Origin of the sequence: Myxococcus sp. CA056, assembly GCF_013336715.1 — a bacterium.
Taxonomy (GTDB): domain Bacteria; phylum Myxococcota; class Myxococcia; order Myxococcales; family Myxococcaceae; genus Myxococcus; species Myxococcus llanfairpwllgwyngyllgogerychwyrndrobwllllantysiliogogogochensis.
The window spans coordinates 324,681-339,820 of record NZ_JABUMT010000001.1 but is presented as its reverse complement, the minus strand read 5'-3'; the positions used below and the strand labels follow the sequence as shown (position 1 = coordinate 339,820).

11 protein-coding genes and 1 riboswitch are annotated in these 15,140 nt (G+C 69.5%); of the genes, 8 read left to right on the top strand and 3 right to left on the bottom strand.

The window, feature by feature from the left end; genetic code table 11:
- Positions 1–199: 199 nt before the first annotated feature.
- From HUA76_RS01395 to thrA, 3 genes are read right to left on the bottom strand one after another with little or no spacing between them, the layout of a single operon-like run.
- Positions 200–1,357 carry a PLP-dependent aspartate aminotransferase family protein gene (locus HUA76_RS01395; protein ID WP_141644704.1) on the bottom strand — a complete coding sequence of 386 codons (1,158 nt, stop codon included), beginning with the start codon at positions 1,355–1,357 and terminating at the stop codon, positions 200–202.
- Complete coding sequence (locus tag HUA76_RS01390) at positions 1,269–2,396, bottom strand: PLP-dependent aspartate aminotransferase family protein (protein WP_174454503.1); 1,128 nt, start codon at positions 2,394–2,396, stop codon at positions 1,269–1,271. Before HUA76_RS01390 ends, HUA76_RS01395 begins: the two co-directional genes overlap by 89 nt.
- 31 nt (positions 2,397–2,427) lie before the next feature.
- Positions 2,428–4,929 (bottom strand): bifunctional aspartate kinase/homoserine dehydrogenase I, encoded by a 2,502-nt coding sequence (gene thrA, locus HUA76_RS01385; RefSeq protein WP_174454504.1) that lies wholly within the window; start codon positions 4,927–4,929, stop codon positions 2,428–2,430.
- 299 nt (positions 4,930–5,228) lie between these two features.
- Positions 5,229–5,349, bottom strand: a riboswitch (SAM-I-IV-variant riboswitch).
- A gap of 68 nt (positions 5,350–5,417) precedes the next feature.
- Between thrA and HUA76_RS01380 the strand changes: the two genes are divergently transcribed.
- The 8 genes from HUA76_RS01380 to HUA76_RS01345 all read left to right on the top strand — a co-directional run bounded on the left by HUA76_RS01380 (position 5,418) and on the right by HUA76_RS01345 (position 15,124).
- Complete coding sequence (locus HUA76_RS01380) at positions 5,418–6,089, top strand: TIGR02269 family lipoprotein (protein ID WP_174454505.1); 672 nt, start codon at positions 5,418–5,420, stop codon at positions 6,087–6,089.
- Entirely contained in the window at positions 6,086–6,808 is a 723-nt protein-coding gene (locus HUA76_RS01375; protein WP_371817223.1) for a double-CXXCG motif protein, read from the top strand. The genes HUA76_RS01380 and HUA76_RS01375 overlap by 4 nt, the downstream gene beginning before the upstream one ends.
- 146 nt (positions 6,809–6,954) lie before the next feature.
- Complete coding sequence (locus tag HUA76_RS01370; RefSeq protein WP_174454507.1) at positions 6,955–8,199, top strand: TolC family protein; 1,245 nt, start codon at positions 6,955–6,957, stop codon at positions 8,197–8,199.
- A gap of 83 nt (positions 8,200–8,282) precedes the next feature.
- The gene (locus tag HUA76_RS01365) at positions 8,283–8,834 is read left to right on the top strand and encodes a hypothetical protein (protein ID WP_174454508.1); all 552 of its coding nucleotides are present in this window, start codon (positions 8,283–8,285) and stop codon (positions 8,832–8,834) included.
- On the top strand, positions 8,831–10,018 hold the full coding sequence (locus HUA76_RS01360; protein WP_174454509.1) for an efflux RND transporter periplasmic adaptor subunit: 1,188 nt from the start codon (positions 8,831–8,833) through the stop codon (positions 10,016–10,018). The genes HUA76_RS01365 and HUA76_RS01360 overlap by 4 nt, the downstream gene beginning before the upstream one ends.
- On the top strand, positions 10,018–13,191 hold the full coding sequence (locus HUA76_RS01355) for an efflux RND transporter permease subunit (RefSeq protein ID WP_174459775.1): 3,174 nt from the start codon (positions 10,018–10,020) through the stop codon (positions 13,189–13,191). Before HUA76_RS01360 ends, HUA76_RS01355 begins: the two co-directional genes overlap by 1 nt.
- A gap of 47 nt (positions 13,192–13,238) precedes the next feature.
- A complete protein-coding gene (locus tag HUA76_RS01350) occupies positions 13,239–14,546 on the top strand; it encodes a cupredoxin domain-containing protein (protein ID WP_174459774.1) in 1,308 nt (435 codons plus the stop codon).
- Positions 14,543–15,124, top strand: coding sequence for an RNA polymerase sigma factor (locus HUA76_RS01345; RefSeq protein ID WP_174454512.1), 582 nt, complete (start codon positions 14,543–14,545; stop codon positions 15,122–15,124). Before HUA76_RS01350 ends, HUA76_RS01345 begins: the two co-directional genes overlap by 4 nt.
- The last annotated feature ends 16 nt before the right edge of the window (positions 15,125–15,140 follow it).

The following is a 15,140-nucleotide window of genomic DNA, read 5'->3' as shown; positions in this document are numbered from 1 at the left end:
GAACGGCCCGTCTCCAGGTTTCTGGGGGGACGGGCCGGACACGCCTGCGCGCGAAAGACGCTCAGTACGCTCGAACGGACGGACCCGTCGTGACGCGGCAACACATGCCGCGACAACAGGACCCGAACGGAGCGACGAAGCAGAGCATCGGCTTCAGGACGTAACCAATCCGCCGGAGACTGTCAACCCGACCTCCCTTTCACGCGGCCTCCTTCAAGGCCCGGCCCAGCGCGAGCGCGAGGTCCGCTTGCAGGTCCTCCAGGTCCTCCAGACCCACGGAGAAGCGGATGAGGCTGTCGGTGATTCCCCGTCGCTCGCGCTCGGCGGCGGGCACGGAGGCATGCGAGTGCCTCGCCGGCACGGTGATGATGCTCTCCACCGCGCCCAGCGACACGCCGAGCAGCGGCAGCCGCAGCGAGTCCACGAACGTTGCCGCCATCGAGTCGTGGGCGAGTCGGAAGGACACCACAGCGCCGGTGCCTGGATAGAAGACCTCTCGAATCTCCGGCCTGCCTCCGAGCCAGCGAGCGAGCGCCCCGGCCGTGCGCACCTGCCGCTCCATGCGGACCTGCAGCGTCTTGATGCCGCGCTGAAGCAGGAAGCAGTCCTGCGGCCCAAGCACCGCGCCCACCGCGTTCTGGAGGAAGTAGACCTCCTTCGCCAGCTCCGGCGTCCGCACCGCCACGGTACCCGCGATGATGTCGCTGTGTCCGCCCAGGTACTTGGTGGCGGAGTGGATGACGATGTCCGCGCCCTCGGTGAGCGGACGCGAGAGGTAGGGGGATAGGAAGGTGTTGTCCACGATGAGCAGCGCGCCGTACGTCCGCGCGAGGATGGACATGGCGGTGACGTCGGTGCGCCGCAGGAAGGGATTGCTCACCGTCTCGACGAGGAGCCCCTTCGTGTTGGGGCGGAACGCGGCGCGCACCGCGTCCGTGTCCGAGGTGTCCACGAAGGTGGCTTTGAGTCCAAAGCGGCTGAACACCCGGGTGAGCACGCGGTACGTGCCGCCGTAACAGTCGTCGGTGACGACCAGGTGGTCCCCCGCGCTGAAGAGCATCAGCACCGTGGACAGCGCGGCCATGCCGGAGCCGAAGGCGAACGCCCCGGCGCCCTCGTCCAGACTCGCGAGCACGCCCTCCAGCGCCTTGCGCGTGGGGTTGCCGGAGCGCGCGTAGTCGAACTCGCCGGAGTGCTCCAGACCCGGCTGGTCGAACATGGAGACCTGGTAGATGGGCACCGCGGCGGCGCCCGTCACCGGGTCGACTTCATGACCCGTGTGCAGCAGTCGGGTGGCGAAGTTCGACGGGCTGGGAGCGCCCTTCGAGCGCCTGGGCCAAATCGGAGATGATGTCATGGCAGTCCTCGATACCCACGGAGAGGCGAAGCAATCGGTCGGTGATGCCAAGCTGTTCCCTGCGCGCGACGGGGATGTCGGCGTGGGTCTGCGTGGCGGGGAAGGTGATGAGCGTCTCGACGCCGCCCAGGGACTCGGCGAAGAGGCAGATGCGCACGGCGGCGAGCACCTGGGGCACCAGGGCCGCGTCGGTGACGTCGAAGGAGAGCATCCCGCCCGAGCCCGGGTAGTAGACGCGCTCCACCTGGGGGTGGCTCGACAGGAACGCGGCCACCTCGCGAGCGTTCGACTGGTGGCGCTCCATGCGCAGCGCGAGCGTCTTGAGCCCGCGAATCACGAGGTAGGAGTCCTGCGGCCCGAGGATGGCGCCGATGCCGTTCTGGACGAAGGCGAGCCGTTCGCCCACCGCCGCGTCCTTCACCACGAGCGCTCCGGCGACGACGTCGTTGTGTCCGGCCAGATACTTCGTCGCGCTGTGGACGACGATGTCCGCGCCCAGCTCCAGCGGGCGCTGGAGGAACGGTGTGTTGAAGGTGTTGTCCACGATGAGGAGCGCGCCCGCCTTCCGGGCGACGTCCGCGAGCGCGGACAGGTCCGCCGTCTTCATCAGCGGGTTGGTGGGCGACTCCACCAGCAGAGCCTTGGTGTTGGGGCGCAGCGCCGCGCGCACCGCGTCCAGCCGCGTGGTGTCCACGAAGGTGTGGGGGATGTGGAGCAGCTTGTCCACCAGTCGGAACGTTCCGCCGTAGAGGTCCTCGGTGAGGACCAGGTGGTCCTCGGGGCCGAGGAGCTGGAGCGCGCAGTGCAGCGCGGCCATGCCGGAGGAGAAGGCGAGGCCCCGGCTGCCGCCTTCGAGGCCCGCGAGCGCGTCCTCGAGCGCGGCGCGGGTGGGGTTCTTCGTGCGCGAGTAGTCGTACCCGGTGGACTGCCCGAGCGCGGGGTGTTGGTAGGTGGCGGAATGGTAGATGGGCACCGCGACCGCGCCGGTGGTCGGGTCTCTGCGTGTGCCGGCGTGGACGAGGGCGGTGGCGAGTTTCATGACGTGGCTCCAGTTTCCGGGTGGACGGGGCTCAGCGGCCCCGAAGCGTCTGGGAGACGCGGAGAATATCGGCGAGCACGCCCGACGCCGTGACAGCGCCCCCCGCGCCCGCGCCTCGCACGGTGAGGGGGAACTCGCTGTGTCGCGTGGTGGTGAAGGAGACGAAGGACTCGGAGCCGCGCAGGTCCGCGGCCGGCTGGCCCGCTTCGACGGCGGTGAGTCCCACGCGGATGACGGGCGCGTCGGTGCCCAGCCGCGTCGGGTCGATGCGCGCCAGGTAGCGCAGCACCGTGCCGGACTGTCGGCAGCGCTCCACCTTCTGTGTGTACTCCGCGTCGAGTGCGCGGAGGCTTCGCAGATAGGACTCGGGGGAATCGCCCGCGTCCGAGGGCTCCGGGACGAAGGGCTCCAGGGCGACGTCGGAGAGTGACAGCGACAGGCCCAGCTCCCTGGCGAGGATGAGCGCCTTGCGTGCCACGTCCGCGCCGGACAGGTCCTCGCGCGGGTCCGACTCGGTGAAGCCGCGCTCGCGGGCCGTGCGGACGGCCGTGGACAAAGGGACGCCGGCCGTCAGCTCGTTGCAGATGAAGCCCACGCTGCCGGAGAGGGACGCGGTGATGAGGCGCACGGTGTCGCCGGTGCGCACCAGGTTGGCGAGCGTGTCGATGACGGGGAGGCTGGAGGCTACCGTCGTCTCGTAGTGGTACGCGACGTGGTGACGGCGTGCCTCGGCGAGCAGGGCCTCGCGCTCGTTCCAGGGCAGGGCGAGCGGTTTCTTGTTGGCGGCCACGACGTGGATGCTCCGACGGAACGCCTCCGTGTAGAGCGAGGCCACATCGCCGTCCGCCGTGCAGTCGACGAGGATGGGCACGGGCAGCCGGCGCAGTTCGTCCAGCAGCGGCGCCAGTGCGCGCGTGCCCGGCTCACCTCGGACGACGCGAGCGAGCTGCTCCTCGATTCCGTCCAGGGAAAGGCCGGCCGGGTCGAACAGGGTGTGTCGGCTGTCGGCGATTCCGACGACGCGCAGCGCGATGCCGTGGCGCTGGCGGAGCTGTTCCTGCTGGGCGCGAAGCTGCGCGAGGAGCTGACCTCCCACGGTGCCCTTGCCGAGCAGGAAGAGGCTGACTTGTTGATGGGCGAGGTTGAAGGCGGCGTGTGTCGTACGCACCGCGATGGCGGTGTCCTCCGCGTCCACCACGCAGGAGATGGAGCGCGAGCTGGCGCCTTGTGCGCTGGCTCGCACGCCGACGCCGACCGCGCCCAGAGCGCTGAAGAAGCGGCCGGCCACATTGACGCCGTGGCCCATCGCCTCGGCCACCAGGGTGACGAGCGTCACCGGCTCGCGGACGCCGAGCGGCTCCACCTCACGGCGCGCCAGCTCCTGCGCGAGCTCTGCTTCCAGGGCGTTGCGGGCGCGCTGCGCATCGGGTCGGGGGACGACGAGGGCGATGGACTGGCCGTTGGCGGACTGGGCGGTCATCCACACCGTGACGCGGGCGGCGCGCAGCGCGGAGAGGGCGCGCTCGCCGAGCTGGAACTGGTCGGAGAGCTTGCGCACCTCGATTCCCAGCAGGGCCAGGTCCTCGCGCGTGGCGATGCACGTGGGGCGCTGCCCGTCGCGCGAGCCGATGGCGTCGATGAGCGTGCCCGGGTGGTCCGGGTGCATGGTGTTGCGGATGCGCAGGGAGATGCCGGCCTCGATGAGGGGAATCATCGTGCGCGGGTGCAGCATGCGGACGCCGACGGCGGCCAGCTCCAGGCCCTCGCCATGGGTGAGGTGCGCCACGGGGTACGCGTCGCTGACGAGGTCCGGGTCGGCGGTGTGCAGCCCGAGCACGTCGGTCCACACGGTGACTTCAGAGGCTCCCAGTCCCTGCGCCACCAGGGCCGCCGTGTAGTCGGAGCCGTTGCGGCCCAGGGTGGTGGTGCGTCCGTCCAGCGTCGCGGCGATGAAGCCGGGGATGATGGGGACGGTGGTTCCCCACTCGGCGGTGGCTGACTGGAGGCGCTCGCGGGTCCGCGTCACATCCACGCGCGCGGTGCCGAAGGTGTCGTCCGTCACGAGCAGCAGGCGGGCGTCGCGAAAGTGAGCCTCGGTGCCCGCGGCCCTGAGCAACTCGGCGAGGAGGGTGGCGGAGATGAGCTCACCGAAGGAGAGGACCTTGTCCTTGGAAGGCGGGGAACACTCGCGGGTGAGGGAGATGCCCTGGAGGAGTTGCTGGAGTGGGGCGAGGAGCTGGTCGACGCGCGCGGCGAGCGTGGTGGACTGCGCGGGGTGGAGCGCGGCGGCGTTCGTCTTGGCGAGGTGGGCGATGCGGGCCACCACGGTGAGCGAGCCCTCCAGCTCGCCTCGGGTGGCGAGGTCGGCGGCCTCCAGGAGCCAGTCGGTGGTGTCGCCCATCGCGGAGACGACGACGGCGAGCGGGCCCGTGCGGGAGTGTTTGCCAATCAGCTCGATGACCTGACGCAGCCGGCGGGGTGAGCCCACGGAGGAGCCGCCGAACTTCATCACCCGAAAGGAATTGCTGCTCATCTGCGAACCTCGAACGAGGGCCGTGGCCCTGAAGACATGAGAGGGCGCGAGGCCGCGCTGTCGACACACGTCGAGCGAGCGCGGCGCCTGGGCGCCGACGAAGGAAGGAAAGGGAATGGGAGCGGAGTGGGAGCGCTAGCCGACGTGTAGCGGCCCGCGCATTCGCGGGACGGTGACGTGGCGGGCGCGGCGCATTCGAGCGCTCTCGCGGCGGGGGCGCTGCGTGGCGCGAGGGGATGCGGCGGAGGTGGATGGAACCACGGAGGTCCTCTCTCACCGAAGCTGAGGAGTTGCCTCGCTTCGGACGCTTGGTTTGCCCGTGGAGCACCTGCTCCCTGAGCCGCATCGTTTGGACACCTTGGAGGTCCGTCTCCAGGTTGTCGGGCCACCGCCGAAGCGGTACCGCTCTTGATGCTGCACGCGAGATAAACGGGATGCGGGGCCTTGTCAATCCCTCGCAGCGCGACTGCGGCTAGGTTTCGCCAGATATGCCGCTCATTCGCGACTCATTGTGGTTGCTGGTTGCCGCGCACTTGCTGGCTTGCTCCACCGCGCAGCACGTTCCTGACCCTCATGAGGTGGGTGGGACGGAAGTGGAGTGTTCCGCTCCGAGTTTGGACCGGTGTGTCGCGCTCCTGTGCCTGGGGGACATGTGCGGTTTCTATCGGTGTGAGGATGTGGCCAGTGACTTCGAACTCGCGCGCTTTCCTCCGTCACGTCCGCCAGCGGCGGCAGCGGCTCCCGGGATGGGGCCTCGACGGAACTGGGGCGGTGCCCAGCAACTCCCCAAGGGCGCCGTCATGGTCTTCCCGAATTGGAATGGTGCCCCCGAACGCGTCATCCCACCGTCCCATCAGCTCCCTCGGGGCCGGTTCGAGAAACACCACATATTCCCCCAGGCGGAAGATCTGGCGCGGTGGTTCGAGCGCCAGGGTCTCAAGATTCACGACTACACCATGCCCATTCCTCGAGACCTCCACAGAAGGATTCACGAAGGAGGACCCTCGGGAGGAGCTTGGAACAACGCCTGGCGGGAGTTCATCCGGAGCAACGACGATGCGCGGCCCGAGGAGATCTTCAAGCACGCAGGGGAGCTCATCTATCGATTCCAGCTCATGGGAGGTCCCATTCAGCCCTACCATTCCAGGCCGGGAGCGTGATGCGCGTCTTCGAACTCAGGTGGGACAAGTCACTCTGGCCTCGCTTTAACGGAGGCCTCAACGCCGCGCACAGGTGGGGGCTTCCTGGCGCGCACTGCACGATGTGTGGTGCGACCTGGAGTTCCTCGGGACACCAGTATCCGGCGGTCGACCTGTCCGGACTGCCAGACCAGGATGAGTTCTTGAAGGCCCGGCCCGAACCCTTCCCTGAGTTCGCACGTCTCCGAGAACGAGTGAGGCCGCTGGCACCGTCGACCGCGACGTTGCCTCCTGGAACGGCATTCGGCCCGCTGGTGGGGACTGCTTCTGGCAGGTTCGCAGCCTTCGCCTGGTTGGGCGACAGCTTGCTGCTGGTTCGGAGTGAAGTGCTGGAGCCGCTTCAAGCGGAGGGCGTGCGCGGACTCGTGGACTGCCGAACAGAGCTTCGCTTCCGTCAACAAGAACCCCTAGCGTTGCTGGAGCTTCAGATCGAACCACGCGGACGGCTGCACCCGGATTGTCTTCCTCCGGATTTGCCTCCGCCGTGTTCGACTTGCGGACGGGTCGGGCTCCGGCTGCCAGAGGAGCCCATCCTCGACGCCGCGACCTTGCCCCTGGACCGTGACCTCTTCAGGGTGGGCGACTTCGCCACGGTGATTGTGGGAACCGAGCGGTTCATGGAGGCGGTGCATCGGTTGGCCTTGGAAGGAATCTCCTTTCGCGAGCTGCCGACGCGCTGAGCAGGTCGCCCCACTGGGAGCGCTGGTCGCTCGGGCCCATCACAGTGTGATGGACATGGTCACACCTGGTGCGGCCTCACTTGTGCCCAACTTGTTGGAATCCTTGGCCTTCGGGTTGGGTACGCGACTTGCGTTGGGACGTGGACATGTTGCTCGTGCCCGCTGCCCTGTCGCTCGTGCTGGCTGCCTCGCCCCTGGAGGCGTGGCCGCTGGCGCGCGTGGCGTCGGAGGCCGTGGCTCGAAGTCCCGAGGTCGCGGCGGCACGCGCCGAGGAAGAAGGTGCCGAGGGAACTCGCGCAGCGGACGGCCGCTGGCTTCGAAACAATCCCTCCCTCGAGGTCGCGGTCGTCAGTGATGCCCTCACGGGCGCACAAGGTGAGCAGCGCACGGAAGTCGTGCTGAGCCAGATGCTGGAGGTCGCTGGACAGCGCGGCCTGAGACTGGACCGCGCGAGGTCTGCTCAAGAGGCGGCGCGTGCGCGGCGTCAGGCCGCGATGCTGAGCGCTTCGTCAGGTGCGGTGGATGCGGCGGTGGAGTTGGAGCGGCGCGAAGCTCGCTCCTCCCTGGCTCGCGAGGCGCTGGAGCTGACCCGGGAGATGGAGACCGCCACGGTGCGCCGCTTCGCCGCGGGTGACGTGTCGGAGCTGGAACGCAATGCCGCGACCTTGGAGCGAGCCCGCGCGGAGGCTCGGGTCGCACAGGCCCACGCGGAGGCGCAGGCGGCTCGCGTCGAACTGAATCGGAGACTGGGCCGCCCGGCGGACGCGCCGCTCACGGTCGCCCTCCTCGACTCGGCGACGGACACCCTGCCGTCGGAGCTGACGGGCGAACAGCCGACCCTGGTGGCCGCGCGCGCGGAGGTGACGGCGGCGGGCTCCGAGGTGGACCTGCTGCGCCGCGAGCGCATCCCCAATCCCACGCTGTCCCTGGGCTACGAGCGTGAACGTCGGCCGGAAGCCCACGGTGCCTTCACGGACCTGCACACCGAACACCTGCTCATCGCCCGACTGTCGGTGCCGCTGCCGTTGTGGGACCGCAACCAGGGCGAGCTGGCGCAGGCTCGGGCTCGACACAAGGTGCGTGAGTCGGAGCGCATCGCGCGAGCGCGTGAGGTGGAGTCAGAGCAGGCCGTGGCACGCACGACGTTCGAGGCCGCGCGAGCCGCGCACACGGCCTTGATGTCGGTGCGTCCTTCGGTGGACCGAAATCTGGAATTGGTGCGCCGTGCCTACGAGGCGGGGCAACTGGGACTGGACTCGTTGTTGCTCGCCAGGGACCGGTCCTTCGCCGCCTCGGCGGACGCGGTGGACGCGGCGGCGGCGCTGGCACGTGCGCGCACGGCCTTGCTGCGCTCGGTGGGACGGATGCCTACGGGCGAGGTGCCGGAATGAGGACCGATGAACGGCTCGGGTTCGCGACCCAGATGCGGCGAGAAGCAGGGACGAGCCGCTCTGCTTCCGCACGAGGTGTCGCGATGAGGGCAGCGCGGTGGTGGGTGTTGATGGCCTGCATGTCGCTGCCAGCCCTGGCGCATGAGGGCGCGGCCCACGGAGACACCGCCACCGCGTCCGTGCCGGGTGAGGCCTGGCATGTCCTCTCCGCCACGGGAGAGGTGTTCGAGGTGGTGCTCAAGCACCCGGAGCATTCAGAGGCGGCGAAGACGCCTGTTCGCCTGTGGGTCGCGGACGTGGAGACGAACGCGCCGGTGAGCAGCGCCCATCTGGAACTCACCCTCACCGGGTCGACCGTGCAGACGCTGGCGCCGAAGCTGGAGTCCCCCGGCGTCTACGTGGCCGACGCGGAGCTGCTACCCGGAGCGGAGCTGGCGGCGGTGGTCACTGTGACTCGTGGCAACGACCTGGACGTGCTGGCGCTGGGGACGGTGCATCTGTCCTCGGAACACGACGCCACCGATGCCGGCCCTGGCTTGCGCGGGCCCCTGGGCTGGCGTGCCACGGGTGGCATCGTCCTGTTGCTGGTGGCGGGTGCGTGGTGGATGAACCGACACAAGAAGGTGCGGCCATGAGCGGGTCTGCTATCTCCCTCACTGCTCGTGGGATGCTGTCGCTCACGCTGCTCCTCACGAGTCCCCTCGTCCTGGCGCACGCTGGTGAGCAACACGGGAAGCCCGCTGCGGCGCAGCAGCCCATTGTCGCTGGCGCCTCCTTCACCGTGCCGAAGGAAACACAGTTCCTGCTGGAAGTCCGGACGCAGCGAGCGGCGGTGCGCTCCCTGGAGTCGCGGCTGGTGACCCCGGGAAAGGTGGTGCCGCGCACGGACCGCTTCGCACAGGTGTCCGCGCCCGTGTCGGGAAGGGTGCTCGCCGCGAATGGCACCGTGCCGCTCGTGGGCCAGCGCGTGAAGCGCGGTGAGGTGCTCGCGCTGGTGCAGCAGAGCCTGTCCACGTCGGAGTCCACGGGGCTGTCGACCAGTCACTTCCAGGCCGAAGCGGAGGCCGTACGCGCGCAGGCGGCCCTGGAGCAGGCCCGTCGGGATTTGACGCGCCTGGAGTCCCTTCAGGGCGTGGTGGCGGAGAAGGAAGTCCAACAGGCGCGGCTCGCGGTGAACACCGCCGAACAGGAGTGGAGCCGAGCGAAGTCCGCGCGAGACGTGCTCGCGGGCGCACGACAGGGTCAGGGCACCGCGCGCTTCTCGCTCGTCTCGCCCATCGACGGAGTGCTGGTGGAGGCCCGCGCATCCGTGGGCGAGCAGGTGGACCCGTCTCGCGCCCTCTTCGCGGTGTTGGACTCTTCCGTCCTCTGGGTGGAGGCGCGGGTCTTCGAAGGAGATGTGTCGCGCGCGGAGGGCACCACGGGCGCGCTGGTGACCACGCCCGCCTACGCGGGCCAGCACTTCCCCGCGCGGCCCTACCACGTGGGGCAGATGGTGGACGAGTCGACGCGCAGCGTGCGCGTGCTGTTCGAGGTCGACAACCGCGACGGTCGACTGCGGCCGGGCATGTTCGTGGATGTGGCCCTCGGAGAAGGTGGCCAGAAGGACGCGCTGGCGGTGCCGAAGGACGCGGTGGTGGAGGAGGAAGGGCGGACCTTCGTCTTCGTCCACACCGCGCCAGAGGCCTTCGAGCTGAGGCCCGTGGTGCTGGGTGGCAGTGACGGCGCGTGGCGCGCCGTGCTCAAGGGCTTGCAGGCCGGTGAGCGGGTCGTGGTGACCGGGGTGGCGGCATTGAGGTTGGCCAGGGGAGGGCGGTAGTGCTCGACCACGTCATCCTGTTCTCGCTGCGCCACCGCCTGTTCGTCGTGCTGGCGGCCGTGGCGGTGCTGCTCTACGGCGGCTGGGCCGTCACGCGTCTGCCCGTGGACGTGTTCCCGGACCTCAACCGTCCCACCGTGACGGTGATGACCGAAGCGGGCGGCCTGTCTCCCGAAGAGGTGGAGACCCTCATCACCACGCCCATCGAGACGGCGATGAACGGCGCGCCGGGCGTGCAGCGCGTGCGCTCGTCCTCGGGCGTGGGTCTGTCCATCGTCTACGTGGAGTTCGATTGGGGCACGGACATCTACCTGGACCGACAGCTCGTCTCCGAGCGACTCCAGGTGGCGAGCGAGCGACTGCCGCGTGACGTGGCGCCCCACCTGACGCCCGTGTCCTCCATCATGGGAGAAATCCTCCTGCTCGGCGTGCAGAGCGAGGAAGGCCGCACGTCACCGCTGGAGCTGCGCTCCCTGGCGGACTGGGTGCTGCGTCAGCGGCTCCTCACCATTCCGGGCATCGCGCAGGTGACGGTGCTGGGCGGCGGGGTGAAGCAGTTCCAGGTGCGCGTGGCACCGGAGAAGTTGCTGTCATTCGGTCTCACCTTCGAGGACGTGGAGCGCGCGGCGGGACTCTCGCAGGGCAACACCACGGGCGGCTTCGTGGACCAGGGTGGGCGTGAGTACCTGGTCCGCAACCTCGCGCGCAGCGCCTCCGTGGAGGACCTGCGCGGGACGGTGGTGGCGGTGCGCGAGGGCGTGCCCGTGCGACTCTCCCAGGTCGCGGAAGTGGACGTGGGGCCCGCGGTGAAGCGCGGTGACGGCGGAATGAATGGGCGGCCCGCGGTCATTCTCGCCGTGCAGAAGCAGCCCGGCGCGAGCACCCTGGCGCTCACGGAGCAGGTGGACGCGGCGGTGAAGGACCTCCGGCTCACGCTGCCCGACGACGTGCGGGTGGAGACTCTCTTCCGACAGGCGGACTTCATTCAAGCCGCTGTCGGCAACGTGGTGGAGGCGCTGCGAGACGGCGCGCTCCTCGTCGTAGTCGTTCTGTTCCTCTTCCTCGTCAACCTGCGCACCACGGCGATAACGCTCACCGCGATTCCGCTGTCGTTCGTCATCACCGCGCTGGTGATGAAGGCCTTTGGCCTGTCCATCAACACGCTGACGCTCGGCGGACTGGCCGTGGCCGTGGGCGAGCTGGTGGACGACGCCATCGTCGACGTGGAGAACGTCTATCGACGCCTGCGGGAGAACCGCGCGAAGGACACGCCGGAGCCCGCGCTCCGGGTCATCTACCGCGCCTCCGCCGAGGTGCGAGGCTCCATCGTCTTCGCCACCCTCATCGTGGTCCTGGTGTTCCTCCCGCTGTTCGCCCTGGGTGGCATCGAGGGACGACTCTTCGCGCCGCTCGGCGTGGCCTATGTGGTGTCCATCCTCGCCTCGCTGCTCGTGTCCCTCACCGTGACCCCGGCGATGTGCGCGTACCTGTTGCCGCGGGGCCGCTTGCTGGAGCATGGCGACGGAGCGCTGGTGCGGTGGTTGAAGGCGCGAGCGCGGCGAGTGCTCGACGTGGCCCTGGGCCACCCGAAGCCCGTGCTGGTGGGCGCGACGCTGCTGGTGCTCGCCGCCGTGGCGGTGGTGCCCTTCCTGGGCCGCTCCTTCCTTCCGCCGTTCAACGAGGGCACCGCGACGGTGAATGTGCTGGCGCCTCCGGGCACCTCGTTGGAGGAGTCCAACCGCTTCGGGTTGCTCGCCGAGCGGCTCATCGCCTCCGTGCCGGAAGTGAAGACGGTGGGGCGACGCACGGGCCGCGCCGAGCAGGACGAGCACGCGGAGGGCGTGCACTACTCGGAGCTGGATGTGGACTTCAAGGAAGGGGGCCGGCCTCGCGACGTGGTGCTGGCCGACCTCCGCGAGCGACTGGCGGTGCTGCCCGGCCTCTCCGTGTCCGTGGGGCAGCCCATCTCCCACCGCCTGGACCATCTGCTGTCGGGCATCCGCGCGCAGGTGGCGGTGAAGCTCTTCGGCCAGGACCTGGATGCGCTGCGGAGCAAGGCGGAAGAGGTCCGCGCGGTCATGGCCCAGGTGCCCGGCGTCGTGGACCTCCAGGTGGAACAGCAGACGTTGATTCCCCAGCTCCAGGTGCGCCTGAAGCGCGAGGAGTCGGCGCGGCTGGGCGTGCAGCCGGGGGCCATGGCGGAGCAGCTCGAGAAGGCGTTCAACGGCGTGGTGGTGGGGCAGGTGCTGGAGGGACAGCGCACCTTCGACGTGCTGGTGCGGTACGAGGAACGCGCGCGCGTGGACGCGGAGGCTTTTCGCCGGGCGCTGGTCGACACGCCGTCCGGCGCGCGCGTGCCCGTGGCCGCGATCGCCGACGTGGTGGAGTCACGGGGCCCCAATGTCATCCACCATGACCACCTCCAGCGGCGCGTGGTCATCATGGCCAACGTGGCCGGGCGTGATTTGGGCGGCGCCGTGGAAGAGGTCCGCGAGCGCGTGGCCGCGAGTGTGACGCTTCCGACCGGGACCTTCCTCTCCTACGAGGGGCAGTTCGAGAGCCAGCAGTCCGCCACGCGGCTCATCGCCTTGCTGTCGCTGCTGTCGCTCGCGGGCATGTTCCTGGTGCTGTACGCCCACTTCCGCTCGGTGCGACTGGTGGCGCAGGTGATGCTCAACATCCCGCTCGCGTTGGTGGGCAGCGTGACGGCGGTGGTGCTCACCGGCCAACCGCTGTCGGTGGCGACGCTGGTGGGCTTTGTCACCCTGTGCGGCATCGCCAGTCGGAACACCATCATGCTCATCTCGCACTACCTCCACCTCGTGGAGCAGGAGGGCGAGGTGTTCAGTCGCGAGCTGGTGCTGCGCGGCTCGCTGGAGCGACTGGTGCCGGTGTTGATGACGGCGCTCACGGCGGGGCTGGCCCTGGTGCCACTGGCGCTCGCCTCGGGGGCGCCGGGCAAGGAAATCCTGCACCCGGTGGCGACCGTCATCCTCGGCGGGCTCATCAGCTCCACGCTGCTGGACCTGCTCGTCACCCCGGCTGTGTTCTACCGCTTCGGGCGTCCGGCCCTGGAGCGTTACCTGGCGCGCAAGGCCGCGGCGCGCGCCGAAGATGACCTGACGCTCCCCGGGCCGAAGCCCGAGGGAGAGCGACTCGCGAGCGCGGGCTGATGACCGGGCCTCGCGTGGCATTGGATTGAGGAGACAGGGTGCGTTCGATGGGACAGAGAATCATCGCGGTGTTCGCGGCGGCGGGGTTGGTGGTCGGATGCAGCAAGAAGGAAGCGCCCGCGCCCGAGCCCACGCCGACCGAGGTGGCCCACTCCGCGCGGCAGGCCCACGCCCACGCGGCGCCTCACGGTGGTCAGGTGGAGTCCACGCCCCGAGGGCACCTGGAGTTGGTGACCACGCGTGGCGGTGGCTATCGCGTGTACCTGCTGGACGACGCGCTGGCACTTCGTCCGGTGGCGGGTGCCACGGGCTCCGTGAAGGTGGCGAAGGGGGGCTATCCGAATATCGTGCTGACGCCTTCGGGAGACCACCTGTCGGGGCAAGGGCCGGAGCACGCCGATGACCACCTGGCCATGGTGGTGACGGTGGTGCGGGACGGGAAGCCGGAGGTGGCTCGCTTCGCCGCGCACCTGGAGGCGAATGGGCATGGCGGTGGAATCGTGGGGACGCTCCGCCTGGCTCCGTGCCCGACGCCACCCGCCGTGGGACTGAGCGCCGAGGCCTGCGCGAAGCAGGGCGGCGTGTACTCGCTGGAGAAGGAGGGGGGCGCCACGGCCCTCGTGCTCGCCTCTCCGGGACAGGACGTGAAGACCTTGCTGGGGGCTCGCGTGGGCCAGCGCGTCCACGTGAAGGGCACGGAGGCCGAGGGACGCGTGGTGGCCGAGGCCGTGGCCCTGGAGCATGACCACACTCCGTTCCATGGCGGTGTCGTGGCCATGAGCGGAGACACGCATCTGGAAGTGGTGTCCCTGCGGTCCGGCGAGGTGCGGGTGTGGGTGACGGATGCCTTCCGCCAGCCGCTCCCCCTGGCGGGCCGCAAGGGAACGGTGGAGGTGGGCGGTGTGTCCGCGCCGCTCGTGCCCGAGGGGGGAGGGACCTTCCTGACGGGAACGCTCCCCGCGGCGGACGCCGAGCGCGAAGTGACGGTGCGCCTGCCCCTGCCCGAAGACCCCGAGTACTTCATCGGCTTCCTGCTGACGCCCATGGACGCGCCGAAGCCGTCCTCGAAGTCCCCGGAGTCGAAGGGCGACGCGGTGCAGGAGGTGACGATTACCGTGCAGGGTGGCTACCAGCCGAGCGAGGTCACGCTGAAGCAGGGTGTGCCCGCGCGGCTGCGCTTCGTGCGCAAGGACTCCGGTGGGTGCGGTGACGAGCTGCTCATCCCCGACCTCGGCATCCAGCGTCCCCTGCCTGGTTTGTCGGAGACCGTGGTGAGCTTCACGCCGGACAAGGTCGGCGCGTTCCCTTTCACCTGCGGCATGCAGATGATGAAGGGCATGCTGGTGGTTCAATGAGTGAGACCGGACATACGGGCGTCGAGGCGACACGGGAGGACGGCGACGCGGTGACACGCGCGCTGGTGGAGAACCATCGCCAGTTCCTGGCCTTCGTGGAGCGCCGCGTGGGCAATCGCGCGACGGCCGAGGAAATTCTCCAGGCCGCCTTCGTGAAGTCACTGGAGAAGGGCGAGACGTTGCCGGAGCCCGAGGGCGCGGTGACGTGGTTCTACCGGCTCCTGCGCAACGCGCTGGTGGACCATCGCCGTCATCAGCAGGTGGAAGGGCGGGCCCTGGCGCGCGAGGCCCGCGAAGCCGAGGAGCCCTCCGAAGACCCCGAGCTGAAGCAGACCGTCTGTGCCTGTGTGGGAGCGCTCCTGCCCACCCTCAAGCCGGAGTACGCGGAGCTGGTGCGCAAGGTAGACCTGGAGGAGCGCGCCGTGCCCGACGTGGCGCGCGAGGCCGGCATCACTCCGAACAACGCGGGCGTGCGACTGCATCGGGCGAGGCAGGCCCTCAAGAAGCAACTGGAGCGGAGCTGCGGCTCCTGCGCGGCGCATGGCTGCCTGGACTGTTCGTGCAAGGCACGCTCCTGAGCAGGCGGTGGGCGGG

Coding starts and splice junctions, on each gene's coding strand:
- HUA76_RS01395 (WP_141644704.1), bottom strand. CDS start 1,357: ATGACATCATCTCCGATTTGGCCCAGGCGCTCGAAGGGCGCTCCCAGC.
- HUA76_RS01365 (WP_174454508.1), top strand. CDS start 8,283: ATGAGGGCAGCGCGGTGGTGGGTGTTGATGGCCTGCATGTCGCTGCCA.
- HUA76_RS01360 (WP_174454509.1), top strand. CDS start 8,831: ATGAGCGGGTCTGCTATCTCCCTCACTGCTCGTGGGATGCTGTCGCTC.
- HUA76_RS01345 (WP_174454512.1), top strand. CDS start 14,543: ATGAGTGAGACCGGACATACGGGCGTCGAGGCGACACGGGAGGACGGC.
- thrA (WP_174454504.1), bottom strand. CDS start 4,929: ATGAGCAGCAATTCCTTTCGGGTGATGAAGTTCGGCGGCTCCTCCGTG.
- HUA76_RS01380 (WP_174454505.1), top strand. CDS start 5,418: ATGCCGCTCATTCGCGACTCATTGTGGTTGCTGGTTGCCGCGCACTTG.
- HUA76_RS01370 (WP_174454507.1), top strand. CDS start 6,955: ATGTTGCTCGTGCCCGCTGCCCTGTCGCTCGTGCTGGCTGCCTCGCCC.
- HUA76_RS01390 (WP_174454503.1), bottom strand. CDS start 2,396: ATGAAACTCGCCACCGCCCTCGTCCACGCCGGCACACGCAGAGACCCG.
- HUA76_RS01350 (WP_174459774.1), top strand. CDS start 13,239: ATGGGACAGAGAATCATCGCGGTGTTCGCGGCGGCGGGGTTGGTGGTC.